Here is a 23,199-nt window from a genome sequence, read left to right as displayed (position 1 = left end):
TCGAGAGGGTCAGAAGCCGAGCTTGCGCAGCTGCTTGGGGTCCCGCTGCCAGTCCTTGGCGACCTTCACGTGGAGGTCGAGGAAGACCGGGGTCCCGAGCAGCGCCTCGATGTGCTTGCGCGACTTCATCCCGACCTCCTTCAGCCGGGCGCCCTTCGGGCCGATGATGATGCCCTTCTGGCTGGGCCGCTCGATGTACACGTTGGCGTGGATGTCGAGCAGCGGCCGGTCGGCGGGGCGGTTCTCGCGCGGGATCATCTCCTCGACGACCACGGCGATGGAGTGCGGGAGCTCGTCCCGGACGCCTTCCAGTGCGGCCTCGCGGATCAGCTCCGCGACCATGACCATCTCGGGCTCGTCGGTGAGGTCGCCCTCCGGGTACAGCGGCGGGCTCTCCGGCAGCATCGGCGCGATCAGGTCGGCCAGCAGCTGGACCTGGCTGTCGCCGACGGCCGAGACGGGGACGATCTCGGCCCACTCGAAGCCGAGCTCCTCGGCGAGCTGGTTGATGGCGAGGAGCTGCTCGGCCAGCTGCTTGGACTCGACCAGGTCGGTCTTGGTCACGATGGCGATCTTGGGGGTCTTCTTGATCCCCGCGAGTTCCTTCGCGATGAACTTGTCGCCGGGGCCGAGCTTCTGGTCGGCCGGCAGGCAGAACCCGATGACGTCGACCTCGGCCCAGGTGGACCGCACGACGTCGTTGAGGCGCTCGCCGAGCAGGGTGCGCGGCTTGTGCAGGCCGGGCGTGTCGACCAGGACGAGCTGGGCGTCGGGGCGGTGCACGATGCCGCGGACGGTGTGGCGGGTGGTCTGCGGCCGGTTGGAGGTGATCGCGACCTTGGTGCCCACGAGTGCGTTGGTGAGGGTCGACTTCCCCGCGTTGGGGCGGCCGACGAAGCAGGCGAAGCCCGCACGGTGCGGGGCGGTGGACTCGGGGGAACGATCGCTCATACGGGCCATTCTCCCCGATGCCGCTCCCAGCGCCGACCAGCCCATGGCCGCGAGGGCGCCGGCGGCCGCCAGGAGGGTGCCGAGACGGGGGTGGGAGGCGTAGGCGGTACGGCCCTGAGCTGTGGTTCCGTCGGCTGTGGCCCGTACCGTCAGGTCGGCCCATTCCGCGGCGGGCGGACCGTCCCAGGGGGCGCTGAGCCGGACTTCCTGACCGGGCAGCAGTTCGCCGGGCAGCCCGGTGAGGCCGCGGGCGAGCAGGGGCCGGCCGAGGGCCCCGGTGGCGGTGAGGGCGGCCCGGGGGCGCAGTGTGACGTTGCCGAGGTTGTGGAGCGTGTACGAGACCTCCGCGCCGGCGCCGTGCCGCCGGACGGAGACGTCCCGTACGGCGAGGGCCGGGGCAGTGGGGCCGGTCACGCGCAGGTACAGGCGGGCTGCGACGGCCTGCTGCACGCCGATCCCCCGGGCCGTGGTGGCGGCGGGCCGGTCCTCCAGGGCCACGATGGCGCCGGGGTGGTCGCCCGGCTGGGCCCGTTCGGGGACGGCGAGCGTGAAGGCGACGCTGACGGACCCCCCGGCCGGTACGGTGACCCGCTCCCGGTCGAGCGTCACCCAGGCGGCCGTGGCCAGGCGCGGTTCGTCGGGGCCGCGGAGCGCGAAGCCGCCGTCCCGGGCGGTGTTGTAGGCGTCGGCGGCATAGAGCCGGAAGGCACGGGGCCGGTCGGAGCGGTTCGTGACGGTGACGGTGTCGGCGGCCGACCGGCCGGGTGCGGCCGCGAGGTAGAAGTAGGGCCGCTGACCGACGGCGTTGGCGGCGGGCAGCACGGACCACTGGCCGTTGTCGGCGCCCGCAGCCGTCCCGGCGGGCCCGAGCAGCAGCCCCGCGGCGAGCAGTGCGGTGAGCACGGCGGCGGGGGCGGCCCCGCACGACGGCACCCGGCCCGTCGTCACGACAGGGTCAGCGTCAGGACCGCCGTGTACGCGCCCGGCGGGGTGTACGGGGGCACCTGGAGGGTGACCGTGGCGTCGACCGTGAAGGTGCCGCCGACCAGGGGGCCGTCGGGCGTGGAGGCCAGGACCGCGCCGTCCGGGCCGACCGTGCCCGCGCTGCCCGCGGTGCACGGGCTGGGGCTGCCCGCCGCGGCGGCGCACTTCGGGGTCCAGGAGAGGGAGCCGCCCGGTATGCGCAGACCGCCGGGTCCGGTGAAGTCGGTGACCTTGCCGATCAGGGACCAGCCGGCCGGGCCGCCGCGGGCGTCCTTGACGGTGACGGTGCCGATCCGGCCGGGGGCGCCGCCGCCGTCGCCGTAGCGCACCGCGCCCAGGGTGATGGCCTCGCCCGCCTGGGTCATGCCGAGGGCGCCGGGCTCGACGGTGGCGGTGATCTTCTGGGTGCCGGGCGGCGGCGGGGTGACCTCGATGACGGTGTACGCGGCCGGGCCCGAGCCCAGGCGCGCGGACCAGGCCGTGCCCTCGTAGGCGACGACGGCGGTGGTGGCCTTGTCGGTGACCGACAGCTCGGCCAGGGCCACCCCGAGCTCGTCGGCGGTGGCGACGGCCCGGTCGGCGGTCTCGGCGGCGCCCGCGCGCCCGGCCACCGTCACGGTCGCACCCGGGGTGAATCCGGCGGCGGTGACCTTGAGCCCGGCTCCCGGAGCGCCGGCGGGCGCGGCGAGGAAGACGCTGCGCAGGTTGGCCGTGGGCAGCGGGGTCGCGGTGAGGCGTACGGAGACGGGAGCCGCGGCGGCAGTGCACACGGTGTCGAGGCCCACCGGGTGGCTGGTGTGCAGGGTGTAGCCGCCGGGGGCCAGGGTGATCTCGCCGGGCGCGGTAACGGTGAAGGTGCCGGCCATGGTGAGGGCGGGCGGGGCGGCCCCGGGCTCGGCGGGCGCACCGCGCCGGCCGCCGACGACGGTGACCTCGCCGCTCTGGGCGCCCGCCAGCAGGATCCGGCCCGTGGGGGTCGGCGCGTCGGCGGGGAGTTCGCCGCCGGCCGGGCTCCGGTCCAGGGCCGCCACGGCCGGGGTGGCGATCACCTGGTAGGTCACGGTGACGGTGTCGCCGACCTGTGGATCCGGGTTGTCGACGGTGATCCGGGCGGTGGTCTGCCCGTCGGCGGGCGGGAGTCCGGCTTCCTGGGGCGGGAGGCAGTGGGTCGGGAAGTCCACCTGGCCCGGGACCTGGCCCGGGGGCGTTTCGTCGACGGCGGCGGCGGGTGCGCCCAGCGCTCCCCCGGCCACTGCCGCGAGCGCGGCCATGCCGACGGCTGCCGACCATCTCCTGCTCCTGCTGCGCGCGCCTGTTCGCACTGCCCGCCCCCTGCGTTCCGTCGCCCCGACAGGGGGCCATTCACGAGCGGGCGGCGGGAGAAGTCAATGCACGGACCCGGCATCAACTGATGGCCCATCAGGAGATGGCGGCGTGCTGGTGCCGGCGGTCGCGCGGAAGGTGCGCCGGTAGGCCGTCGGGCTCACCCCCAGCGCCGCCTGCACGTGCTTGCGCAGCGACTGCGCCGTCCCGAAGCCCGCCTCTCGCGCCACCTTCTCCATCGGCAGCTCCGTCTCCTCCAGCAGCCGCCGGGCCCGCTCCACCCGCTGCCCCACGATCCACTGGCCCGGGCTGACTCCCGACTCCTCCCGGAAGCGGCGCGTGAAGGTCCGTACGGACATGGCCTCCTTCCGGGCCAGGTCGGTGAGGCGCAGCGGTTCGTGCAGCCGGTCCATCACCCACGCGCGGGCCGCCGTGGTGCTGGCCAGCTGCGGCTGTGGCACCGGGCGCTCGATGAACTGCGCCTGCCCGCCGTCCCGGTGGGGCGGTACGACGGTCCGCCGGGCCACGTCGTTCGCGACGGCCGCGCCGTGGTCACGGCGCACGATGTACAGGCACAGGTCGATCCCGGCGGCGACGCCGGCGGAGGTCAGCACGTCCCCGTCGTCGGTGTAGAGCACCCCCGGGTCGACCCGGACCGCCGGGAAGAGCCGCTGGAAGTGGTCGGCGGAGGCCCAGTGGGTGGTGGCCCGGCGGCCGTCCAGGTACCCCGCGGCGGCCAGGACGTAACCGCCGGTGCAGATGGAGACGAGCCGTGTGCCGGGCCGGATGTACGCGAGGGCCGCGGCGAGTTCACCGGTCAGCCGGCCGTGCTCGTGGACCGGCCCCAGCTCGTAGGAGGCCGGCACCACCACGGTGTCGGCGGTGGCCAGCAGCTCCGGGCCGTGCTCGACGTGGATCGCGAAGTCGGCGTCCGTGCGCACCGGTCCGGGGGCGAGCCCGCAGGTCAGGATCTCGTAGAGCGGCCGCCCGGCCGGATCCTTGGCACGCCCGAAGATCCTGTGCGGGATGCCGAGCTCGAAGGGCAGCAGCCCGGCGAGTGCGAGGACGACCACGCGGTGGGTCCGGGGTTGCGGCTCCATGGCCCGATCATATCGAAGCATGACAGCCAGGCCACTGTCGTCAAGGGTCCGGCGGGCCGGAAGCTGTCGGCGTGACGCAGACAGCCCCCACCTCCACGACCTCCGCCTCCGCGGTCCCCCGGCAGGCCCCGCGGCAGCCCGGACGCATCCACCGCGCCTGGTTCGTCGCGGCCGTCTCCTTCGTGACGATCATCGGCGCCGCAGGCTTCGCCTCCCTCCCCGGACTGCTCATCGAGCCGCTGCACGAGGAGTTCGACTGGTCGCGCGGCACGATCGGCCTCGCCGTCTCCGTGAACATGGCGCTGTACGGGCTGACCGCGCCGTTCGCGGCCGCCCTGATGGACCGTTTCGGCATCCGCAAGGTCGTCGCGTGCGCGCTGACGGTCATCGCGGGCGGCTCGGCCGCCACCGTGTGGATGACCGCGTCCTGGCAACTGGTGCTGTTCTGGGGCGTGCTGGTGGGTCTGGGCAGCGGCTCGATGGCCCTGGCCTTCGCGGCGACGGTGACCAACCGGTGGTTCACGGCGCGGCGCGGCCTGGTCACCGGGATCCTGACGGCGGCCGGGGCCTCCGGTCAGCTGGTCTTCCTGCCGCTGCTGTCCTGGCTGGTGGAGCACCACGGCTGGCGCCCGGCGGCGGTGACCGTCTCCCTCACCGCCCTGTGCGTGGTCCCGTTCGTGTGGCTGCTGCTGCGCGACCACCCGGCGGACGTGGACCTGGCTCCGTACGGGGGCACGTACGCGCAGAAGCCCGCCCCCGCGCCGGGAGCCGCGCGCCGGGCGGTCACCGTCCTGTTCAAGGCGGCCCGGACCGGCCCCTTCTGGCTGCTCGCGGGCACCTTCGCGATCTGCGGTGCCTCCACGAACGGCCTGGTCAGGACCCACTTCGTGCCGGCGGCCCACGACCACGGCATGCCGGTGACGGCGGCGGCCGGACTGCTGGCGGTCATCGGCGTGTTCGACGTGGTCGGCACGGTGGCGTCCGGCTGGTTCACGGACCGCTTCGAGGCGCGCCGGCTCCTGGCCGTCTACTACGCGCTGCGCGGGGTCTCACTGCTCTTCCTGCCGATGCTGCTGGCCCCGTCGGTCCACCCGCCGATGGTCTTCTTCATCGTCTTCTACGGTCTGGACTGGGTCGCGACCGTCCCGCCGACCATCGCCCTGTGCCGTGAGCAGTACGGGGACGACAGCGCGATCGTCTTCGGCTGGGTGCTGGCTTCGCACCAGGTGGGTGCGGCGGTCGTGGCCTTCCTGGGCGGCCTGGCGCGGGACGTCTTCGGCTCGTACGACGTCGTCTGGTACGCCTCGGGCGCGCTGTGCGCGATGGCCGCGCTGATGGCGATGGTGATCCGCCGCCGCGCGAATGATCCACTCACCGTGTGAATCCACTGGCGCAGCGCGCCTCCGAGGCGATCGGCAGGTTCAACGCCGCCGCTGGACGTCGGCGCGGGCAGCGGCGGCCCGGCCAGGCTCCTGGCCGATCGTCGCCCGGGCGCGGGAACCGCCCGCCCCGACGCGCCCGGCGGACATGGGGTCCGGGCCGGCGCCCGCGAGGCCGAGGCCGTGCTGCCGGGCGCGCGGCTGCGCCGGAGGCTGTTCTGGCGCTACACGCTGGTCTGGCGCGAAGGCTGACAGGAGGGCGGGTCCGAAGGCCGGTCCGCGGGCCGGCACGAAGGCCGGTCCGCAGGCCGGCACGAAGGCCGGTACGAAGGCCGGTCCGCGGCCCGGGACGACGGCCCGCGCGGCTTCCGGGTCAGCTGCCTGCCAGGGTGGCGGACTTGAGCGTGCCGTCCGGGGCGGCCAGGAGGACCGGGGTGGCCGGGCCGCCGAGGTCGCGTACGGCGGCGCGGTCGGCGTCGGCCACGGACTCCGCCGAGCTGACCACGGCCGCGGCCTCCAAGGACTCGGCCCCGCTCGCCACCGCCATCGCGACCGCGGTCTGCAGCGCGCTCAGCTTCAGGGAGTCGAGCTCCACCGTCCCGGCGACGTAGGTGCGGCCCGTCTCGTCCCGCACCGCCGCCCCCTCGGCCACGCCGTTGCGGGCCCGGGCGCTGCGCGCCAGCGTGATGATCTTGCTGTCCTCGGGGTCGATCCCGGTGCTGTCGGTCATGGTCGAAAGCATAGGGAGCGTCCCGGCGGGGCCGTGCAACGACCCCGCCGGGACCGGTCGGTCATGGCCGGTCACGGCCTGTCGAGCCGCAGCCGTTCCGCCTTCGGCAGGCCCGCGACCACCAGGTCGTACGAGTCCTCCACCAGCTCCCGGACCATCTCGTCCGGCAGCGCGCCCGGCCCGCCCGCGGTCACCGTGTTCCAGTGCCGCTTGTTCATGTGATAGCCCGGCACGACCGCCGCGTGCTCCTCGCGCAGCCGCACCGCCAGTTCCGGCTCGCACTTGAGGTTGACCTTCAGCGGCTCGGCGTCCAGCGCCGTGAGCGCGAACACCTTGCCCAGGACCTTGAACACCGAGGTCTCCGGGGTGAAAGGGAACTCCTCCACCGCCGCGTTGAAGCTCAGGCAGAACTCCCGCAGCTGCGCCGGGGTCATTCCCCCTCCTCCCCCGCGGCGTCCGCCGCGGCAACCGGCTCCACCAACACCGTCACGATCTTGTTCCGCCGCCCGGCCGGGGACTCGGCCGTCAGCCGCAGCGGCCGCCCGTCCGGCAGCTCCACCAGGGCCGAGGCGCCCGCGATCGGCACCCGGCCCAGCGCCTTCGCCAGCAGTCCGCCGACCGTCTCCACGTCCTCGTCGTCGAACGCCTCGACCTTGAACAGCTCACCGAGGTCGGTGATGTCCAGGCGGGCGGTGACCCGGTAGCGGTCCTCACCGAGGTCCTCGACCGGCGGGAGCTCCCGGTCGTACTCGTCGGTGATCTCGCCGACGATCTCCTCAAGGATGTCCTCGATCGTGACGATGCCGGCGGTGCCGCCGTACTCGTCGATGACCACGGCCACGTGGTTGCGCACCTGCTGCATCTCGCGCAGCAGATCGCCCGCGTTCTTGGTGTCCGGCACGAAGACCGCCGACCGCATGACCGTGGAGACCAGGTCGGACTCGGCCTCGCGGCTGATGTGGGTCTTGCGGACGAGGTCCTTCAGATAGACGATCCCGACTATGTCGTCCTCGTTCTCCCCGGTCACCGGGATGCGCGAGAAGCCCGACCGCAGTGCGAGGGTGGTCGCCTGACGGACCGTCTTGTACCGCTCGATGCAGACCAGGTCGGTGCGCGGCACCATCACCTCGCGCACCAGGGTGTCGCCGAGCTCGAAGACCTGGTGCACCATCCGGCGCTCGTCGTCCTCGATCAGCGATTCCTTCTCCGCGAGGTCGACCATCGCGCGCAGCTCGGCCTCGGAGGCGAACGGCCCCTTGCGGAAGCCCTTGCCGGGCGTGAGCGCGTTGCCGATGAGGATCAGCAGCTGCGGGATCGGGCCCATCACCCGGGCGAGCGGCACGAGGACGTACGCGGCCGCCGTCGCGGTGTTCAGGGGGTGCTGGCGGCCGATCGTACGCGGGGACACGCCGACGGCGACGAAGGAGACCAGCACCATCACGGCGATGGCCACGAGCAACGCGGTCCAGTTCTCGCCGAACTCGTCGAGGCAGACGTAGGTCACGAGGACCCCCGCCGCCATCTCGCAGGTGACCCGGACCAGCAGCGCCACATTGAGGTAGCGGGTGGGGTCGCCGGCCACCTGGGCGAGCTTCTCGCTGCCGCGCCGGCCCTCCCGTACGGCCTGTTCGGCGCGGAAGCTGGAGATGCGGGCGATCCCGGACTCGGCGCACGCCGCGAACCAGGCCACCACCACCAGCAGGACCGCGCCGGTGATCAGCTGGGGGGCGTTCACGAGACGGTGGGCGCCGGAGACGGGCCCGTCATGCCGCGCTCACCGCGCCAGCCGTCGACGATGGCCGCCTGCAGGCCGAACATCTCGGCCTTCTCGTCCGGCTCCTCGTGGTCGTAGCCGAGCAGGTGCAGCACCCCGTGGACGGTCAGGAGCTGGAGCTCCTCGTCCATGGAGTGCTGCGTCGGGGCTTCCTCGCCCTGCTTCTTGGCGACCTCGGGGCAGAGCACGATGTCACCGAGGAGCCCCTGCGGGGGCTCCTCGTCGTCCTTCGCCGGCGGACGGAGCTCGTCCATCGGGAAGGACATGACGTCGGTGGGTCCGGGCAGGTCCATCCACTGGATGTGGAGCTGCTCCATCGCGTCCTCGTCGATGACGATGACGGAGAGCTCGGAGAGCGGGTGGATCCGCATCCGGGTGAGCGCGTAGCGGGCGATGTCGAGGATCGCCCGCTCGTCGACCTCGGTTCCGGACTCGTTGTTGACGTCGATCGACATGGTGCGCTGAGTTCTACTTCCCGTGTTGGCCGTTCCGGCCGTCCTGGCCGTCCTCGTACTTCTCGTACGCGTCGACGATACGGCCGACCAGCTTGTGCCGGACGACATCCTCGGACGTGAGCCGCGAGAAGTGGATGTCCGGAACCCCTTCGAGGATCGACTGCACCTGGCGCAGACCGCTCCTGGTGCCGCCCGGCAGCAGGTCGACCTGGGTGATGTCACCGGTGATGACGATCTTCGAGTCGAAACCGAGCCGGGTCAGGAACATCTTCATCTGTTCCGGAGTCGTGTTCTGCGCCTCGTCGAGGACGACGAACGCCTCGTTCAGGGTGCGGCCGCGCATGTACGCCAGGGGCGCCACTTCGATGGTCCCGGCGGCCATCAGCCGGGGGATCGAGTCCGGGTCCATCATGTCGTGCAGCGCGTCGTAGAGCGGACGCAGGTACGGGTCGATCTTGTCGAAGAGCGTGCCCGGCAGGAAGCCGAGCCGCTCCCCCGCCTCGACGGCCGGCCGGGTCAGGATGATCCGGCTGACCTGCTTGGACTGCAGGGCCTGGACCGCCTTGGCCATGGCGAGGTAGGTCTTGCCGGTACCGGCGGGGCCGATGCCGAAGACGATCGTGTTCTTGTCGATCGCGTCGACGTACCGCTTCTGGTTGAGGGTCTTGGGCCGGATGGTGCGGCCGCGGGTGGAGAGGATGTTCTGGGTGAGCACCTCGGCGGGCGTCTCCTCCCCTCCTTCCACGCCGCTGCCATTGGCCCGGAGCATGGCGATCGAGCGTTCCACTGCGTCCTCCGTCATCGGCTGCCCGGTGCGGAGCACCAGCATCATCTCGTCGAACAGGCGCTGGATCAGGGCGACTTCGGTCGCGTTCCCGACAGCGCTGACCTGATTGCCCCGCACGTGGATGTCGGCCTTGGGGAAGGCCCTCTCGATCACGCGCAACAGGGCGTCACCCGAGCCGAGCACCGTCACCATCGGGTGCGTCGCCGGAACGGTGAAGTGGGCTCGCGCCTGGCCCGGCGCTGGGATCTGGGCTGTGGGTGTCTGAGTCATGGGCCGGCACTGTGGCCTGCGCATACCTCCCGCTGAGGGGCCGCGCCGATCGACGACCTCCGGACTACCAAGCGTACGTCGCCACCGGGCCTTCACCGAGGGGTTTTCCCCGCCGGTCCGGTCGGCTACGCGGAGTGCCGGAAGCCGATCGTCGGCACCGCCCTGCGCCGCGCCGCGGGGGTCGAGCCGGGCGGGATCAGGTCGTCCAGGAAGCCGTACCGGCCGCGCAGCCCCTCCGGGGCGGCCCGCCACCAGTGGGCCACCTCGGGCCAGCCGGGGGCCGACAGGGAGCCGCCGAACTCCTGGACCGACAGGGCCGCCGTCAGCCCGGCGAAGGCCAGCCGGTCCGCCAGCGGCCAGCCCGCGAGCGTGCCGGTGAGGAAGCCCGCCACGTACACGTCCCCCGCCCCGGTCGGGTCCAGCTCGTCCACCGCGATCCCCGGGACCTGCGCGGTCTCGCCGGTACGCCCGTCCACCGCGTACGAGCCCTCCGCGCCCATCGTCACCACGGCGATCGGCACCTTCTCCGCCAGCGCCCGGGCCGCCGCGCGCGGGCAGTCGGTCCGCGTGTACCGCATGGCCTCGCCCGCGTTCGGCAGGAAGGCCTCGCAGTGCTCCAGGTCGGCCAGGGCCCCCAGCTCCCAGCGGCCGCTCTCGTCCCAGCCCACGTCCGCGAAGACCCGCGAGCCGCGCCGCGCCGCCTCGCCGATCCACTCCTCGCCCCGGCCGGGCCCCAGCGAGGCCACGGCCGCCCGGGCCCGCGGCGGGCACTGCGGGAAGGGGCCGGGGCCCGCCGGGGGAGGTGCCTCGTGGCCGTGCGAGACCATCGTGCGCTCGCCCTCGTACGCCATCGAGACGGTGACGGGGCTGTGCCAGCCGGGGATGGTCCGCGACATGGAGAGGTCGATGCCCTCGCCCTGTTCGAGGGCGTCCCAGCAGTACTCCCCGTAGTGGTCGTCGCCGAAGGCCGCGGCGAGCGAGGTGCGCAGGCCGAGGCGGGCGAGGGCCGTGGCCATGTTGGCGACGCCGCCGGGGCTGGAGCCCATGCCGCGCGCCCAGGACTCCGTACCGCGCACCGGGGCCGAGTCGAGGCCCGTGAAGATGATGTCGAGGAAGACCGTTCCGGTCAGGAAGACGTCGCAGCCCGGCTCCTGGGGGTCACGCAGCGGACCGAGCGGGTCCACTGCTGCTGCGCGGATGTCGTCGCTGTCCCGACTGGTCACGGTGTACTCCCCGGTGTTCTTGAAGGGCCGTTTCTGCACGTGGGGTTTGCGGTGGAAAGCTGCCAGCCCTTCCCGTCCCGGGCGAACCCGAAACCCAGTGTGGCGCAGATCACCATCCGCATGACCTTATCCCCGGCATCCCCGGTATCCCCGGCGCCCGCCGTCTGACCGGCTCGGTCCTCCCGCCGCGGGCTCGCTGCTGCCGCCGGTCGTCGCGGGCTCGGTCGTCGGCGGCTTCGGCTCCGGGACGGCGACGGCCGTGGCCGCCGCCGGGATCGCCGGGCAGCGGGACCCGTACCGAGCCTCCGCCGTGGGGCTGCTGTCGGTCTCGGCGACCGTCGGCGCGCTGTACAGGCTCTGCCGCGACTCAGGGGCGGACACGATCTGCCGTTCGTCGCCCTCGCGCTGGGCGCGGCGGCGGCCTGGGTGGGCCCCTCGGCGGCGCCGTCACGGGGATCCCCGCGGGCCGGCTGCCCTACCCGCGCGCCGGGGTGGACCTGGCGGGCGGCCTGATGCTGTGGTCCCTCGCGCAGAACGCCCAGTGGGGGGTCAGCGGCCGGATGGCGCCCAGCAGGCGGGCCTCTCGGAGATCACCATGGGGCCGTCTTCGCCTTGGCGCTCGGGGTCACCGCGGCCTCCGCGCTCGGCGCCCCCCGGGCCGGGCCGTCCCGGTCGGCGCGGGCACAGCCGTCATCGCCTGCGTGGTGCTCGTCCTCGGCGCACGGCCTCGCCACCTTTCCGGTGGGCGAGATCCTGTGCCATCGGCCTCACGGCGGCGCTGGATCCTCACGGCCGCTGGCGGTGCCGGCCGCGGCGGGGCCGAGGACCGCCGTCGCGCTGCACGACAGCGGCCGCCCACTGGCCGCAGGCTCGGTACGTCTGCCGAGGGCGAGGCCCCGGCGGCGGTCCCGGCGACCACGCGGGGGCACCGTCCGACGCGGGGGGGACCGGCCGGCGCGGTGCCCCGGGTCGGCGCCGCGGAGCTGGAGGTCGCGGTGATCTCCGTCCGTCGTCTCCCCCGCCGCATCCTCCTGCTCTCCCCGGCCCCCGCCGCTCCCGCGACCGCGTCCAGCTCCTGCGCGGGCGGGCAGGAGCCGAAAAGAGACGGGCTAGCTCCGCTTGGGCAGCGGCACCCGTACCAGGTCCGCCGCCACCGTCAGTTCGCCCTCGAACCCCGCCTCGCGCGCCTGGCGTTCGAACACGGACGGATCCGTGTACCGCTGCGAGAAGTGCGTCAGGACGAGATGCCTCACGCCCCCGTCCCGCGCCGCCCGCGCCGCCTGCCCGGCCGTGAGGTGTCCGTGGTCGGCGGCCAGCTGCGCGTCCTCGTCGAGGAAGGTCGACTCGATGACCAGCATGTCGCAGCCTTCGGCGAGCGCCTCCACGCCCTCGCACAGCCGGGTGTCCATGACGAACGCGAACCGCTGCCCCGGCTTCGGCTCGCTGACCTCCTCCAGCGTGACCCCGTCCAGCCGTCCCTCGCGCTGGATCCGGCCGACGTCCGGCCCCTTGATCCCGTGCCGCGTGAGCAGCTCCGGCACCATGCGGCGCCCGTCGGGCTCCGTGATCCGGTAGCCGAAGGACTCCACCGGGTGCGAGAGCCGCCGCGCCTCCAGGACGTACGAGGCCCCGCGCGCCAGCGTCAGCGTCCCGTCCCCGCCCACCGGTTCCTCGTCGATCAGGACGGTCTCCCGGTAGGCCGTGGCGTACCGCAGCCGGTCGAAGAACTTCTGTCCCGAGGCCGGGTAGTGGGCGGTGACGGCGTGCGGGACCCGGTCGAGGTTGATCCGCTGGATCACCCCGGCGAGGCCCAGGCTGTGGTCACCGTGGAAGTGGGTGACGCAGATCCGGTTGATGTCGTGCGCGGCCACCCCGGCGCGCAGCATCTGGCGCTGGGTGCCCTCGCCCGGGTCGAAGAGGAAGCCCTCGCCGTCCCAGCGCAGCAGGTAGCCGTTGTGGTTGCGGTGGCGCGTGGGCACCTGACTGGCGGTGCCCAGCACCACGAACTCGCGTACGGACACGGTCTATCCGGGGGGCCACTGGAGGCCGCGGCCTCCGAGGACGTGCGCGTGCGCGTGGAAGACGGTCTGACCGGCGCCGGCACCGGTGTTGAACACGACCCTGTAGCCGTGGTCGTCGACCTTCTCGTCGGCGGCGATCTGCCCGGCCTCGCGCAGCACGTCGGCGGCGATGCCCGGCTCGGCCGCGGCCAGGGCGGCGGCGTCGGGGTAGTGGACGCGCGGGATGACGAGCACGTGCGTGGGTGCCTGAGGGTTGATGTCCCGGAAGGCGACGGTCGTCTCCGTCTCCCGGACCACGGTCGCCGGGATGTTCCCCGCGACGATCTTGCAGAACAGGCAGTCGGCCTGCGGTTCCCCGGCCATCGCTTCGCCTCCGTGTCGTTGATCGCTCCGGGCATCGTATCCCCGGAGCGATCGAGGCGAACTTCTAGGCCCAGCGCCCCGTACGGGCGAGCAGGACCGCCGTCGCGGCCGTGCCCGCCGTGGAGGTCCGCAGGACGGAGCGGCCCAGGCGGTAGGGGTGGGCCCCCGCCCCGGCGAAGACGGCCAGCTCCTCCGGGGAGACCCCGCCCTCGGGGCCGACGACCAGCACGATGGACCCGGCCGCCGGGAGCTCGGCCGCGGCCAGTGCCTCGGAAGGGGTGTCGCGGTCCTCATGGAGGACCATCGCCAGGTCGGCGCCGGCCAGCAGCGCCGCCACCTGCTTGGTGGACATGGCCTCGGACACCTCCGGGAAGCGGACCCGGCGGGACTGCTTGCCGGCTTCCCGTGCCGTGGCCCGCCACTTGGCCAGGGACTTGGTGCCGCGGTCGCCGCGCCACTGCGTGATGCAGCGCGAGGCCTGCCACGGCACGATCGCGTCGACGCCCGTCTCGGTCATGGTCTCCACGGCCAGCTCGCCGCGGTCCCCCTTGGGCAGGGCCTGGACCACGGTGATACGGACCGCCGGCTCGGCTTCCAGCCCGGTCGAGGACACCGCCAGGACCAAGCGGTCCTTGCCCTCGGCGGCCTTCACGACCGCCTCCGCCCAGCCGCCCCGGCCGTCGGTGAGGACCACGTCCTCACCCGGGTTCAGCCGTTTCACGGACACCGCGTGCCGGCCCTCAGGGCCGTCCAGGACGAACTCCGGTCCCGCCGGGACCTCTTCGACCACGAACACCGGGGCGGTCATGACGCACTCCTCATCTGCCTTGCCTTCAACGTGCTCTGCGCCTCGGCCAGTTCGGCCGCCAGCACCTCCACCAGCTCCCCGGCCGGCAGCGTGCGCGCCAGCCGGTGCCCCTGGCCCGCCCACAGGGCCATGCCCTGCGGGTCCCCGGCCGCGGCGGCCGCCTTGCGCAGCCCCGAGGTCAGGTGGTGGACCTGCGGGTAGGCGGCGGGGGCGTACGGTCCGTGCTCGCGCATGAACCGGTTCACGAGCCCCCTGGCCGGCCGCCCGGAGAAGGCCCGGGTCAGCTCGGTGTGGACGAACAGCGGGTCGGTCAGCGCCTTCTTGTGCAGCGGGTCCGCCCCCGACTCCGGACAGGCCAGGAAGGCCGTCCCGAGCTGTGCCGCCTCCGCGCCCGCCGCCAGGAGCGCCGCGATCTGCGAGCCCCGCATCAGGCCGCCCGCCGCGATGATCGGGAGGGCCACGGCCTCCCGTACCTGCGCCACGAGCGCGAGCAGGCCCACCGCCGCCGTGCCGTCGGCCTGCGCGTCGTCCCGGTGGGTGCCCTGGTGGCCGCCGGCCTCCACCCCCTGCACGCAGACGGCGTCGGCTCCGGCCTCCTGCGCGGCGCGGGCCTCCTCGACCGAGGTCGCGGTGACGACGGTGTACGTACGGGCCTTGCGCAGCGAGGCGAGGACCGCCGGGGCGGGGCAGCCGAAGGTGAAGGAGACGACCGGAACGGGGTCCTCCCGCAGAATGGCGAGCTTCGCTTCATAGCCGTCGTCGCTGGTGCCGATGATGTCCTCGTCGGCGAGCGAGATCTCGTACCAGCTCGCCTCTCCGGCCAGCTGCCCGCGGTAGGCCTCGACCGCGGCCGGGTCCACGTAACCGGTCTGCGGCATGAAGAGGTTCACCCCGAAGGGGCGCCGGGTGAGCGCGCGTACCTGCTTGATCTCCTGGTACATGCCGTCGGCGGTCTTGTAGCCACCGGCCAGGAAGCCCAGCCCGCCCGCCTCGCACACGGCGGCGACGAGCGGCGGACAGGAGGCGCCGCCCTCCATGGGTGCCTGCACGATCGGGTAAGGGGAGAGACCGTTCCGCGCGGTGGACATGGACTGCATCGTGCCACGTCCCGCCCATGGGGCCGAATCACGGCATTCGCCTGGCATAGTCCGCTTCCTGGCGTGGCCGGGAAGCGGCCTCGCGGGACATGCGGCGAGCCCGGCCGGGGCGTCCCCGGGCCGGGCCCGTCGATGAGGTCAGGACGGTCAGCGACCGTTGAAGGCGTCCTTCAACCTGCTGAACAGACCCTGCTGCCCCGGCGCGAACTGGCCGGTCGGCCGCTCCTCGCCGCGCAGCTTCGCCAGCTGCCGCAGCAGGTCCTCCTGCTGCGGGTCCAGCTTGCCCGGGGTGGTGACCTCGACGTGCACGATCAGGTCGCCGCGCCCGCCACCGCGCAGGTGGGTGACGCCGCGTCCGTGCAGCGGGATCGCCTGGCCGGACTGGGTACCGGGCCGGATGTCGATCTCCTCCAGGCCGTCCAGCGTCTCCAGCGGGCACTTGGTGCCCAGCGCGGCCGCCGTCATCGGGATGGTGACCGTGCAGTGCAGGTCGTCCCCGCGCCGCTGGAAGGTCGGGTGCGGCAGCTCGTGGATCTCCACGTACAGGTCGCCGGCGGGGCCGCCGCCGGGGCCGACCTCGCCCTCGCCCGCGAGCTGGATGCGGGTGCCGTTCTCGACGCCCGCCGGGATCTTGACCGTGAGGCTGCGGCGGGAGCGGACCCGGCCGTCACCCGCGCACTCGTGACACGGGGTCGGGACCACGGTGCCGAAGCCCTGGCACTGCGGGCAGGGGCGCGAGGTCATGACCTGGCCCAGGAAGGACCGGGTGACCTGCGAGACCTCGCCGCGGCCGCGGCACATGTCACACGTCTGCGCGGAGGTGCCCGGAGCTGCGCCCTCACCGGAGCAGGTGGTGCAGACGACGGCCGTGTCGACCTGGATGTCCTTGGTGGTCCCGAAGGCCGCCTCGTCCAGCTCCAGGTCCAGGCGGATCATGGCGTCCTGGCCGCGGCGGGTGCGCGAGCGCGGGCCGCGCTGCGAGGCCTGGCCGAAGAAGGCGTCCATGATGTCGGAGAAGTTGCCGAAGCCGCCCGCTCCGAATCCGCCCGCGCCACCGCCGCCGCCCGAGGAGGACAGCGGGTCGCCGCCGAGGTCGTAGACCTGCTTCTTCTGCGGGTCCGAGAGCACCTCGTAAGCCGCGTTGATCTCCTTGAAGCGCTCCTGCGTCTTCGGGTCCGGATTCACATCCGGGTGGAGTTCACGCGCGAGGCGCCGGAAGGCCTTCTTGATCTCGTCCTGCGATGCGTCGCGGCGCACGCCGAGAACGGCGTAGTAGTCGGTGGCCACTTACGACTCCGCCAGGATCTGTCCGACGTAACGTGCCACTGCGCGTACCGCTCCCATCGTTCCGGGGTAGTCCATGCGGGTCGGTCCGACCACGCCGAGTTTGGCGACAGTTTCGCCGCCCGAACCGTAACCGACCGAGACGACGGACGTGGAGTTCAGTCCCTCGTAGGCATTCTCATGCCCGATCCGTACGGCCATTCCCGACTCGTTGGCCTCGCCCAGCAGCTTGAGGAGCACGACCTGCTCCTCCAGCGCTTCGAGCACCGGCCTGATCGTCAGGGGAAAATCGTGTCCGAAGCGGGTGAGATTGGCGGTACCGCCGATCATCAGCCGCTCTTCGGCTTCCTCGACCAGGGTTTCGAGGAGTGTGGCGAGCACGGTGGAGACCGTGCTGCGGTCCTCGGCCTCGAAGGATTCGGGGAGGTCCTGGACGAGCGGGGGCACATCCGTGAACCGGCGGCCGACGACCCTGCTGTTGAGGCGGGCCCGCAGGTCGGCGAGCGAGGTCTCGGCGAAGGGGGTCGCGCAGTCGATGAGCCGCTGCTCGACGCGTCCCGTGTCGGTGATCAGTACGAGCATCAGCCGGGCCGGGGCCAGCGACAGGAGCTCGACGTGGCGCACGGTGGAGCGCGTCAGCGAGGGGTACTGGACGACCGCGACCTGGCGGGTGAGCTGCGCGAGCAGCCGCACCGTCCGGCCGACCACGTCGTCGAGGTCGACGGCGCCGTCGAGGAAGTTCTGGATGGCCCGCCGCTCGGGCGACGACAGCGGCTTGACCCCCGCCAGCTTGTCGACGAAGAGCCGGTACCCCTTGTCGGTGGGGATCCGCCCGGCGCTGGTGTGGGGCTGGGCGATGTAGCCCTCGTCCTCCAGCACGGCCATGTCGTTGCGCACGGTGGCGGGCGAGACCCCGAGCCGGTGGCGCTCGGTGAGCGCCTTGGAGCCAACCGGCTCCTCCGTCCCGACGTAGTCCTGGACGATGGCGCGCAGCACTTCGAGTCTGCGTTCGCTGAGCATCGCGCACACCTCCAGCTGTGGTCCGTTGCCTGCTGTCTGGCACTCTGGGCGTTCGAGTGCCAGAGACCCCCGCTCAGTGTACGGCCGGGTAGTAAGACCCTGGCAAGGGAGGCCCGCCAGGGTAGCGTCGCGGCATGGACGTACGTTGGGAAGAGGCGGGCTGGGAACGGTTGACCGGTCGGACCGGTCGGCGGCGGCTTCCGGTGTGGGACTGCACGGTGGGACTGGTGGTGGGGGACGATTCCGTCCTCCTCGTCGACCCCGGTTCGTGCCTGCGGGAGGGCGCGCTGCTGCGGGCCGAGGCGGAGCGGCTGACCGGCCGGCACGTGACTCATATCGCATTCACGCACGGTCATTTCGATCACGTGCTGGGCGGGGCGGCCTTCTCCGGGGCCGAGGTGTTCGGGGCGGTCGGGCTGGACTCGCTGCTCTCCACGGGCCGCGAGGAGCTGCGCGAGTCCGCCGTACGGCAGGGACTTGCGGAGGCGGAGGCGGCGGAGGCCGTGGACCTGCTGGTGCTGCCCCAGCACGCCGTGTCGGGCGAGTGGACACTGGAGCTGGGCGGGGTGCAGGTGCTGCTGGCGAACGTGGGGCCCGGGCACAGCGGGCACGACCTGGCCGTCTTCGTGCCCGGCGAGCGCGAGACGGTCTTCTGCGGGGACCTGGTCGAGGAGTCGGGCGAACCGCAGGCCGGCGACGACGCGGTGCCGGCGCAGTGGCCGGCGGCCATGGACCGGCTGCTGTCGCTGGGCGGGGACGACGCGCTGTACGTGCCGGGTCACGGAGCGGTGGTCTCCGCGGACTTCGTCCGTGCGCAACGCGCCACACTGGCCGCCCGTTTCGGCGTGTCGGAGGCATGACGGCCGCGGCTCTCCTACTGTCGGCCGGATGCGCGAGTACTCCCCCGACCTGACCCCGCAGTGGAAGCGCCCCAAGGCCGTGCCGGAGGTGGCGGCGGAACCCGATCTGGTGGTCGAGGTGGCCGGTACGGATTTCTGCGGCGCGGTGGTGGCCTGCGAGGCGGGCACGGTGACCCTGGAGGACCGGTTCGGCAAGCGGCGGGTGTTCCCGATGGAGCCGAGCGGGTTCCTGCTGGACGGGGCGGTCGTCACCCTGGTCCGCCCGTCCCGCGCCCCGGCGGCGCCGGCCCGCACCGCGTCCGGATCGATCGCCGTACCCGGCGCCCGGGCCCGGGTGGCGCGTGCGGGCCGGATCTACGTCGAGGGCCGGCACGACGCCGAGCTGGTGGAGCGGGTCTGGGGCGACGACCTGCGCATCGAGGGCGTGGTGGTGGAGTACCTGGAGGGCATCGACGACCTCCCGGCCGTCGTGGCGGAGTTCGGCCCGGCCCCGGACGCCCGGCTGGGGGTCCTGGTGGACCACCTGGTGCCGGGGTCGAAGGAGTCCCGTATCGCGGCGTCCGTGACCTCGCCGGACGTGCTGGTCGTGGGCCACCCGTACGTGGACGTGTGGCAGGCGGTGAAACCGTCCGCGCTGGGCATCGCCGCGTGGCCGGTCATCCCCCGGGGCCAGGACTGGAAGACGGGCATCTGCCGGTCCCTCGGCTGGCCGCAGAACACCGGGGCCGCCTGGCAGCACATCCTGTCCAGGGTGACCTCGTACCGCGACCTGGAGCCGGCCCTGCTGGGGCGCGTCGAGGAACTGATCGACTTCGTGACTGCCCCGTAGCCTCGTCACCCGGGCGGCGGACACGCTCACCTTCGGGTGACGGTGCGTAGTCGGCAGTGGTGGGCGCGCAAGGGTGCTCTTCATGATCACCTTTGCTCTGCGGCAGCGCGTCGTGCTCATCGCGACCGTGCTCGCCGCCGCCCTCCTGCCGTCCGCTTCCGTCTCCGCCTCGGCCGCCCCGGCCGCCGCGCACGCCGCTCCGGCGAACTCGTGCCCGCGCGTGGACGACCACCTCTTCGCCGCCGCGGACCAGCGGGCCGACCTGTCGCGCATCACCCCGACCCCGTCCTGGCGCACCAACTGCAAGCAGCTCTACCGCGCGGACGGCCGCCCGCCGTCGATCGTGTTCGCCGAGGGCTTCCACCCCAAGGCCACGGTGGACGGGCAGTACGACATCGAGCAGTACGTCCTGGTCAACCAGCCCTCCCCGTACGTCTCGACGACCTACGACCACGACCTGTACAAGACGTGGTGGAAGAGCGGCTGGAACTACTACATCGACGCCCCCGGCGGGGTGGACGTGAACCAGACCATCGGCGACACCCACAAGTGGGCCGCGCAGGTCGAGGTCGCCTTCCCCGGCGGCATCGAGCGCTCGTTCATCGTCGGGGTCTGCCCGGTCGACAAGACGACCAAGACCGAGATCATGAACGAGTGCCAGGACAACCCGTACTACCAGCCCTGGCGGGAGAACTACCCCGGCTGACCCGCCGCCCCGGCTCGCGCGGTGGTTCCGTCAGTCCACCAGGTCCCGGACCACCGCGTCGGCCAGCAGCCGCCCCCGCAGGGTCAGCACGGCCCGGCCGGCCTCGTACGGACCCGGGTCCAGCAGCCCGTCGGCCAGAGCGCGGCGGGACGCGGCCAGCCCGGCCGGCGCGAGCAGCGAGAGCGGGACCCCCTCGACCAGGCGGAGCTCCAGCAGGATCCGCTCCACCCGCCGGTCCTCCTCGGACAGCAGCTCGCGGCCCGCGCCCGGGGAGCGGCCCTCGGCCAGCGCCGCCGCGTAGGCGCCGGGGTGCTTGACGTTCCACCAGCGGACCCCGCCGACGTGGGAGTGGGCGCCGGGTCCCGCGCCCCACCAGTCGGCGCCCCGCCAGTACAGCTCGTTGTGCAGGCACCGACCGGCCTCGGTCGTGGCCCAGTTCGACACCTCGTACCAGGAGTACCCCGCCTCGGCCATCACCGCGTCCGCGATCAGGTACCGGTCCGCGTGGACGTCGTCGTCCGTCATCGGGACCTCGCCCCGGCGGATCCGCCGCGCCAGCTGGGTGCCTTCCTCCACGATCAGCGCGTACGCCGAGATGTGGTCCGGCCCGGCCCCGAGCGCGGCGGAGAGCGACGCCCGCCAGTCGTCGTCGGACTCCCCGGGCGTCCCGTAGATCAGGTCGAGGTTGACGTGCTCGAAGCCCGCCGCCCGCGCCTCCGCGACGCAGGCCTCGGGGCGGCCCGGGGTGTGCGTGCGGTCCAGCACCTTCAGGACGTGCTGCCTGGCGCTCTGCATGCCGAAGGAGATCCGGTTGAAACCGCCGGCCCGCAGCTCGGCCAGGTATTGCGGATTCACCGACTCCGGATTGGCCTCGGTGGTGATCTCCGCGTCCTCGGCCAGACCGAACTCGTCCCGGATCGCCGCGAGCATCCGTACGAGGTCACCTGCGGGCAGCAGCGTCGGGGTGCCGCCGCCCACGAAGACGGTGCGGACGGCCCGGGGGTCGTCGCCCAGCACCTTGCGGGCGAGACGGACCTCGTCGATCAGGGTGTCGGCGTAGTTCTCCCGGGAGGCGAGCACGCCGCCGGTACCCCGCAGCTCGGTGGCCGTGTAGGTGTTGAAGTCGCAGTACCCGCAGCGCGTGGCGCAGTACGGAACGTGCAGGTAGAAGCCGAGCGGCCGCTCGCCGGCGCCCGCCAGGGCGTGCGACGGCAGCGAGCCGTCTTCGGGCATGGGTTCACCGTCGGGCAGTGCGGAAGGCATGCGCCCATTGTCCCGCACTGCCCCAAGGTCGTTTCCCCCCTCGGGCTACGCCTCGCGGGCGCCCTCGTACATCTCGTCGATCAGGTGCTTGAACTCACGCTCGACGACCGGGCGCTTCAGCTTGAGGCTGGGCGTCAGGTCACCGTGCTCGACGTCGAGGTCGCGCGGCAGCAGCCGGAACTTCTTGACCGTCTGCCACTTCTGCAGGCCCTCGTTCAGGGTCTGGACGTACGTCTCGATCAGCCGGGTGGTCTCCGGCGCGGCCAGCACCTGCGCGTACGTCTTGCCCTCCAGCCCGTTCTCGGCCGCCCACGTGAGGATGGACGGCTCGTCGAGCGCGACCAGGGCGGTGCAGAAGTTCCGGTCGGCGCCGTGCACGACGATGGTCGACACGTAGGGGCAGATCGCCTTGAACTGGCCCTCGATCTCCGCGGGTGCGACGTACTTGCCGTTCGAGGTCTTGATCAGGTCCTTCTTGCGGTCCGTGATGCGCAGGTAGCCGTCGGGCGACAGCTCGCCGATGTCTCCCGTGTGCAGCCAGCCGTCGGACTCCAGGACCTCGTCGGTCTTCTCCGGCTGCCCGTGGTAGCCCTGCATGATGCCGGGACCGCGCAGCAGCACCTCGCCGTCGTCGGCGATGCGGACCTCGGTGCCGGGGAGCGGCTTGCCGACGGTGCCGGTGCGGTAGGCCTCGCCCGGGTTGACGAAGGAGGCCGCGCTCGACTCGGTGAGGCCGTAGCCCTCCAGGATGTGGATGCCGGCGCCGGAGAAGAAGTAGCCGATGTCGGGCGCCAGGGCGGAGGCGCCGGAGACGGCGGCGCGCAGCTTGCCGCCGAAGGCCTCGCGGAGCTTGGAGTAGACGAGCGCGTCGGCGATCTTGTGCTTGGTGGTGAGGCCGAAGGGGGCGGTCGCCTGCCCGGTGCGCCGGAAGTTGTCCTGGGTGACCTTGGCGTACTCCCGGGCGACGCCGACCGACCACTGGAAGATCTTGTACTTGGCTCCGCCGCCGGCCCGCGCCTTGGCGGCCACGCCGTTGTAGACCTTCTCGAAGATGCGCGGGACGGCCGCCATGTACGTCGGCTGCACGACCGGCAGGTTCTCGATGATCTTGTCGATCCGGCCGTCGATGGCGGTGACGTGCCCGACCTCGATCTGGCCGGAGGTCAGGACCTTGCCGAAGACGTGGGCCAGCGGCAGCCACAGGTACTGGACGTCGTCCGAGTGGATCATGCCGGTGGCGACGGTGGCCTTGGCCATGTACGACCAGTTGTCGTGCGGCAGCCGGACGCCCTTGGGGCGGCCGGTGGTGCCGGAGGTGTAGATGAGGGTGGCGAGCTGGTCGGCGGTGATGGCCGAGATCCGCTCCTTGACCGCCTCGGGGTGCTTGGCGAGGTACTCCCTGCCGCGCGCCTCCAGATCGGCGAGCGAGAGCACCCAGCCCTCGGGGTCGCCGTCGGCGGCTACCGCGTCGGCGGCCTCCACGACCACCACGTGGGCGAGTTTCGGCAGGTCGGCGCGGCGCTCGCGCGCCTTCGCCAGCTGCTTCGCGTCCTCGGCGATGAGTACCCGGCTCTCGGAGTCCGAGAGGATGAACGCCGATTCCTCCGCGTTGGTGCTGGGGTAGATCGTGGTGACCGCGCCGCCGGCGCACATCACGCCGAGGTCGGCGAGGATCCACTCGACCCGGGTGTTGGAGGCGAGCGCGACGCGCTCCTCCGAGCCCACGCCGAGGTCGATCAGCCCGGCGGCGACGGCGAAGACCCGCTCGGCCGCCTGGCCCCAGCTGAGCGACTTCCAGTCGTCGGGGCCGCCGGTTCCGGCGGCGGCCGGCACCGGGTACCGATAGGCCTCTCCATCCGGCGTGGCCGAGACACGCTCAAGGAAGAGGGCCGCCACGGTGGGCGGGCGGTTCTCGATCAAGGTCTGTGTGTCGCTCACGGACGTCCTCCGGACCACGCGGCAGGGCCTGTCA

The 23,199-nt window shown here is 72.8% G+C and carries 21 protein-coding genes and 2 pseudogenes; 5 read left to right on the top strand and 18 right to left on the bottom strand.

The features are described from left to right. Positions 1-9: 9 nt before the first annotated feature. The 4 genes and pseudogenes from era to ACFYOB_RS18730 all read right to left on the bottom strand — a co-directional run bounded on the left by era (position 10) and on the right by ACFYOB_RS18730 (position 4,358). Positions 10-960: a GTPase Era gene (gene era / locus ACFYOB_RS18745; protein ID WP_388561000.1), complete on the bottom strand. Its 951-nt coding sequence runs from the start codon at positions 958-960 to the stop codon at positions 10-12. Positions 961-1,461: 501 nt separating this feature from the next. Then, positions 1,462-1,773 (bottom strand): annotated as a pseudogene (locus ACFYOB_RS18740) (WxL protein peptidoglycan domain-containing protein); the annotation flags it as partial. Between the two features lie 122 nt (positions 1,774-1,895). Continuing rightward, positions 1,896-3,206 (bottom strand): beta-xylosidase, encoded by a 1,311-nt coding sequence (locus ACFYOB_RS18735; RefSeq protein WP_388560935.1) that lies wholly within the window; start codon positions 3,204-3,206, stop codon positions 1,896-1,898. Positions 3,207-3,320: 114 nt separating this feature from the next. After that, complete coding sequence (locus tag ACFYOB_RS18730; protein WP_388560934.1) at positions 3,321-4,358, bottom strand: GlxA family transcriptional regulator; 1,038 nt, start codon at positions 4,356-4,358, stop codon at positions 3,321-3,323. Positions 4,359-4,429: 71 nt separating this feature from the next. On the opposite strand from ACFYOB_RS18730, the gene ACFYOB_RS18725 reads away from it, so the two are divergent. Then, positions 4,430-5,740 (top strand): MFS transporter, encoded by a 1,311-nt coding sequence (locus tag ACFYOB_RS18725; protein ID WP_388560933.1) that lies wholly within the window; start codon positions 4,430-4,432, stop codon positions 5,738-5,740. Positions 5,741-5,846: 106 nt separating this feature from the next. Beyond that, positions 5,847-5,989, top strand: a pseudogene (locus tag ACFYOB_RS18720) (SAM-dependent methyltransferase); the annotation flags it as partial. 121 nt (positions 5,990-6,110) lie between these two features. On the opposite strand, the gene ACFYOB_RS18715 reads toward ACFYOB_RS18720, so the two are convergent. From ACFYOB_RS18715 to hrcA, 12 genes are all read right to left on the bottom strand, one after another. Beyond that, a complete protein-coding gene (locus tag ACFYOB_RS18715; protein ID WP_388560932.1) occupies positions 6,111-6,467 on the bottom strand; it encodes a cytidine deaminase in 357 nt (118 codons plus the stop codon). A gap of 71 nt (positions 6,468-6,538) precedes the next feature. Beyond that, positions 6,539-6,901, bottom strand: a complete 363-nt coding sequence (locus ACFYOB_RS18710) for an MmcQ/YjbR family DNA-binding protein (RefSeq protein WP_388560931.1) — start codon at positions 6,899-6,901, stop codon at positions 6,539-6,541. Further along, positions 6,898-8,202, bottom strand: a complete 1,305-nt coding sequence (locus tag ACFYOB_RS18705) for a hemolysin family protein (RefSeq protein ID WP_388560930.1) — start codon at positions 8,200-8,202, stop codon at positions 6,898-6,900. The genes ACFYOB_RS18710 and ACFYOB_RS18705 overlap by 4 nt, the downstream gene beginning before the upstream one ends. Next, positions 8,199-8,696: an rRNA maturation RNase YbeY gene (gene ybeY, locus ACFYOB_RS18700; protein WP_053689049.1), complete on the bottom strand. Its 498-nt coding sequence runs from the start codon at positions 8,694-8,696 to the stop codon at positions 8,199-8,201. The genes ACFYOB_RS18705 and ybeY overlap by 4 nt, the downstream gene beginning before the upstream one ends. Positions 8,697-8,709: 13 nt before the next feature. Continuing rightward, positions 8,710-9,753, bottom strand: a complete 1,044-nt coding sequence (locus ACFYOB_RS18695; RefSeq protein WP_388560929.1) for a PhoH family protein — start codon at positions 9,751-9,753, stop codon at positions 8,710-8,712. Positions 9,754-9,878: 125 nt separating this feature from the next. Further along, positions 9,879-10,976 (bottom strand): carbohydrate kinase family protein, encoded by a 1,098-nt coding sequence (locus ACFYOB_RS18690; RefSeq protein WP_388560928.1) that lies wholly within the window; start codon positions 10,974-10,976, stop codon positions 9,879-9,881. Between the two features lie 1,109 nt (positions 10,977-12,085). Further along, a complete protein-coding gene (locus ACFYOB_RS18685; RefSeq protein ID WP_388560927.1) occupies positions 12,086-12,997 on the bottom strand; it encodes a ribonuclease Z in 912 nt (303 codons plus the stop codon). A 3-nt stretch (positions 12,998-13,000) separates the two neighbouring features. Then, positions 13,001-13,360 (bottom strand): histidine triad nucleotide-binding protein, encoded by a 360-nt coding sequence (locus ACFYOB_RS18680; RefSeq protein ID WP_388560926.1) that lies wholly within the window; start codon positions 13,358-13,360, stop codon positions 13,001-13,003. Between the two features lie 64 nt (positions 13,361-13,424). Then, positions 13,425-14,168, bottom strand: coding sequence for a 16S rRNA (uracil(1498)-N(3))-methyltransferase (locus ACFYOB_RS18675; protein WP_388560925.1), 744 nt, complete (start codon positions 14,166-14,168; stop codon positions 13,425-13,427). Beyond that, positions 14,165-15,256, bottom strand: a complete 1,092-nt coding sequence (locus ACFYOB_RS18670) for a nitronate monooxygenase (RefSeq protein ID WP_388560924.1) — start codon at positions 15,254-15,256, stop codon at positions 14,165-14,167. Before ACFYOB_RS18670 ends, ACFYOB_RS18675 begins: the two co-directional genes overlap by 4 nt. Before the next feature lie 156 nt (positions 15,257-15,412). Further along, the gene (gene dnaJ, locus ACFYOB_RS18665; RefSeq protein WP_388560923.1) at positions 15,413-16,552 is read right to left on the bottom strand and encodes a molecular chaperone DnaJ; all 1,140 of its coding nucleotides are present in this window, start codon (positions 16,550-16,552) and stop codon (positions 15,413-15,415) included. Further along, positions 16,553-17,569, bottom strand: coding sequence for a heat-inducible transcriptional repressor HrcA (hrcA, locus tag ACFYOB_RS18660; RefSeq protein WP_388560922.1), 1,017 nt, complete (start codon positions 17,567-17,569; stop codon positions 16,553-16,555). Between the two features lie 134 nt (positions 17,570-17,703). Between hrcA and ACFYOB_RS18655 the strand changes: the two genes are divergently transcribed. From ACFYOB_RS18655 to ACFYOB_RS18645, 3 genes are all read left to right on the top strand, one after another. Next, positions 17,704-18,429: an MBL fold metallo-hydrolase gene (locus tag ACFYOB_RS18655; RefSeq protein WP_388560921.1), complete on the top strand. Its 726-nt coding sequence runs from the start codon at positions 17,704-17,706 to the stop codon at positions 18,427-18,429. A gap of 28 nt (positions 18,430-18,457) precedes the next feature. After that, positions 18,458-19,258, top strand: a complete 801-nt coding sequence (locus tag ACFYOB_RS18650; protein WP_388560920.1) for a DUF3097 domain-containing protein — start codon at positions 18,458-18,460, stop codon at positions 19,256-19,258. A gap of 82 nt (positions 19,259-19,340) precedes the next feature. After that, a complete protein-coding gene (locus tag ACFYOB_RS18645) occupies positions 19,341-19,964 on the top strand; it encodes an ADP-ribosyltransferase (protein WP_388560919.1) in 624 nt (207 codons plus the stop codon). Between the two features lie 30 nt (positions 19,965-19,994). On the opposite strand, the gene hemW is transcribed toward ACFYOB_RS18645, so the two are convergent. Both hemW and ACFYOB_RS18635 read right to left on the bottom strand, forming a co-directional pair. After that, on the bottom strand, positions 19,995-21,227 hold the full coding sequence (gene hemW / locus ACFYOB_RS18640; RefSeq protein WP_388560918.1) for a radical SAM family heme chaperone HemW: 1,233 nt from the start codon (positions 21,225-21,227) through the stop codon (positions 19,995-19,997). A gap of 45 nt (positions 21,228-21,272) precedes the next feature. After that, a complete protein-coding gene (locus tag ACFYOB_RS18635) occupies positions 21,273-23,165 on the bottom strand; it encodes an AMP-dependent synthetase/ligase (protein WP_388560917.1) in 1,893 nt (630 codons plus the stop codon). Positions 23,166-23,199 lie beyond the last annotated feature (34 nt).

It is taken from the genome of Streptomyces sp. NPDC006463 (assembly GCF_042870715.1).
Taxonomy (GTDB): Bacteria; Actinomycetota; Actinomycetes; order Streptomycetales; family Streptomycetaceae; genus Streptomyces.
This window is presented reverse-complemented; position numbering and strand designations above follow the sequence as displayed.

Excerpts from the sequence above, each read along its gene's own strand:
- hemW (WP_388560918.1), bottom strand. The coding sequence starts at position 21,227 with ATGCCTTCCGCACTGCCCGACGGTGAACCCATGCCCGAAGACGGCTCG.
- ACFYOB_RS18650 (WP_388560920.1), top strand. The coding sequence starts at position 18,458 with ATGCGCGAGTACTCCCCCGACCTGACCCCGCAGTGGAAGCGCCCCAAG.
- ACFYOB_RS18695 (WP_388560929.1), bottom strand. The coding sequence starts at position 9,753 with ATGACTCAGACACCCACAGCCCAGATCCCAGCGCCGGGCCAGGCGCGA.
- ybeY (WP_053689049.1), bottom strand. The coding sequence starts at position 8,696 with ATGTCGATCGACGTCAACAACGAGTCCGGAACCGAGGTCGACGAGCGG.
- ACFYOB_RS18710 (WP_388560931.1), bottom strand. The coding sequence starts at position 6,901 with ATGACCCCGGCGCAGCTGCGGGAGTTCTGCCTGAGCTTCAACGCGGCG.
- ACFYOB_RS18715 (WP_388560932.1), bottom strand. The coding sequence starts at position 6,467 with ATGACCGACAGCACCGGGATCGACCCCGAGGACAGCAAGATCATCACG.
- ACFYOB_RS18655 (WP_388560921.1), top strand. The coding sequence starts at position 17,704 with ATGGACGTACGTTGGGAAGAGGCGGGCTGGGAACGGTTGACCGGTCGG.
- ACFYOB_RS18680 (WP_388560926.1), bottom strand. The coding sequence starts at position 13,360 with ATGGCCGGGGAACCGCAGGCCGACTGCCTGTTCTGCAAGATCGTCGCG.
- ACFYOB_RS18730 (WP_388560934.1), bottom strand. The coding sequence starts at position 4,358 with ATGGAGCCGCAACCCCGGACCCACCGCGTGGTCGTCCTCGCACTCGCC.
- ACFYOB_RS18735 (WP_388560935.1), bottom strand. The coding sequence starts at position 3,206 with ATGGCCGCGCTCGCGGCAGTGGCCGGGGGAGCGCTGGGCGCACCCGCC.
- ACFYOB_RS18670 (WP_388560924.1), bottom strand. The coding sequence starts at position 15,256 with ATGTCCACCGCGCGGAACGGTCTCTCCCCTTACCCGATCGTGCAGGCA.
- hrcA (WP_388560922.1), bottom strand. The coding sequence starts at position 17,569 with ATGCTCAGCGAACGCAGACTCGAAGTGCTGCGCGCCATCGTCCAGGAC.
- ACFYOB_RS18645 (WP_388560919.1), top strand. The coding sequence starts at position 19,341 with ATGATCACCTTTGCTCTGCGGCAGCGCGTCGTGCTCATCGCGACCGTG.
- ACFYOB_RS18675 (WP_388560925.1), bottom strand. The coding sequence starts at position 14,168 with ATGACCGCCCCGGTGTTCGTGGTCGAAGAGGTCCCGGCGGGACCGGAG.
- era (WP_388561000.1), bottom strand. The coding sequence starts at position 960 with ATGGCCCGTATGAGCGATCGTTCCCCCGAGTCCACCGCCCCGCACCGT.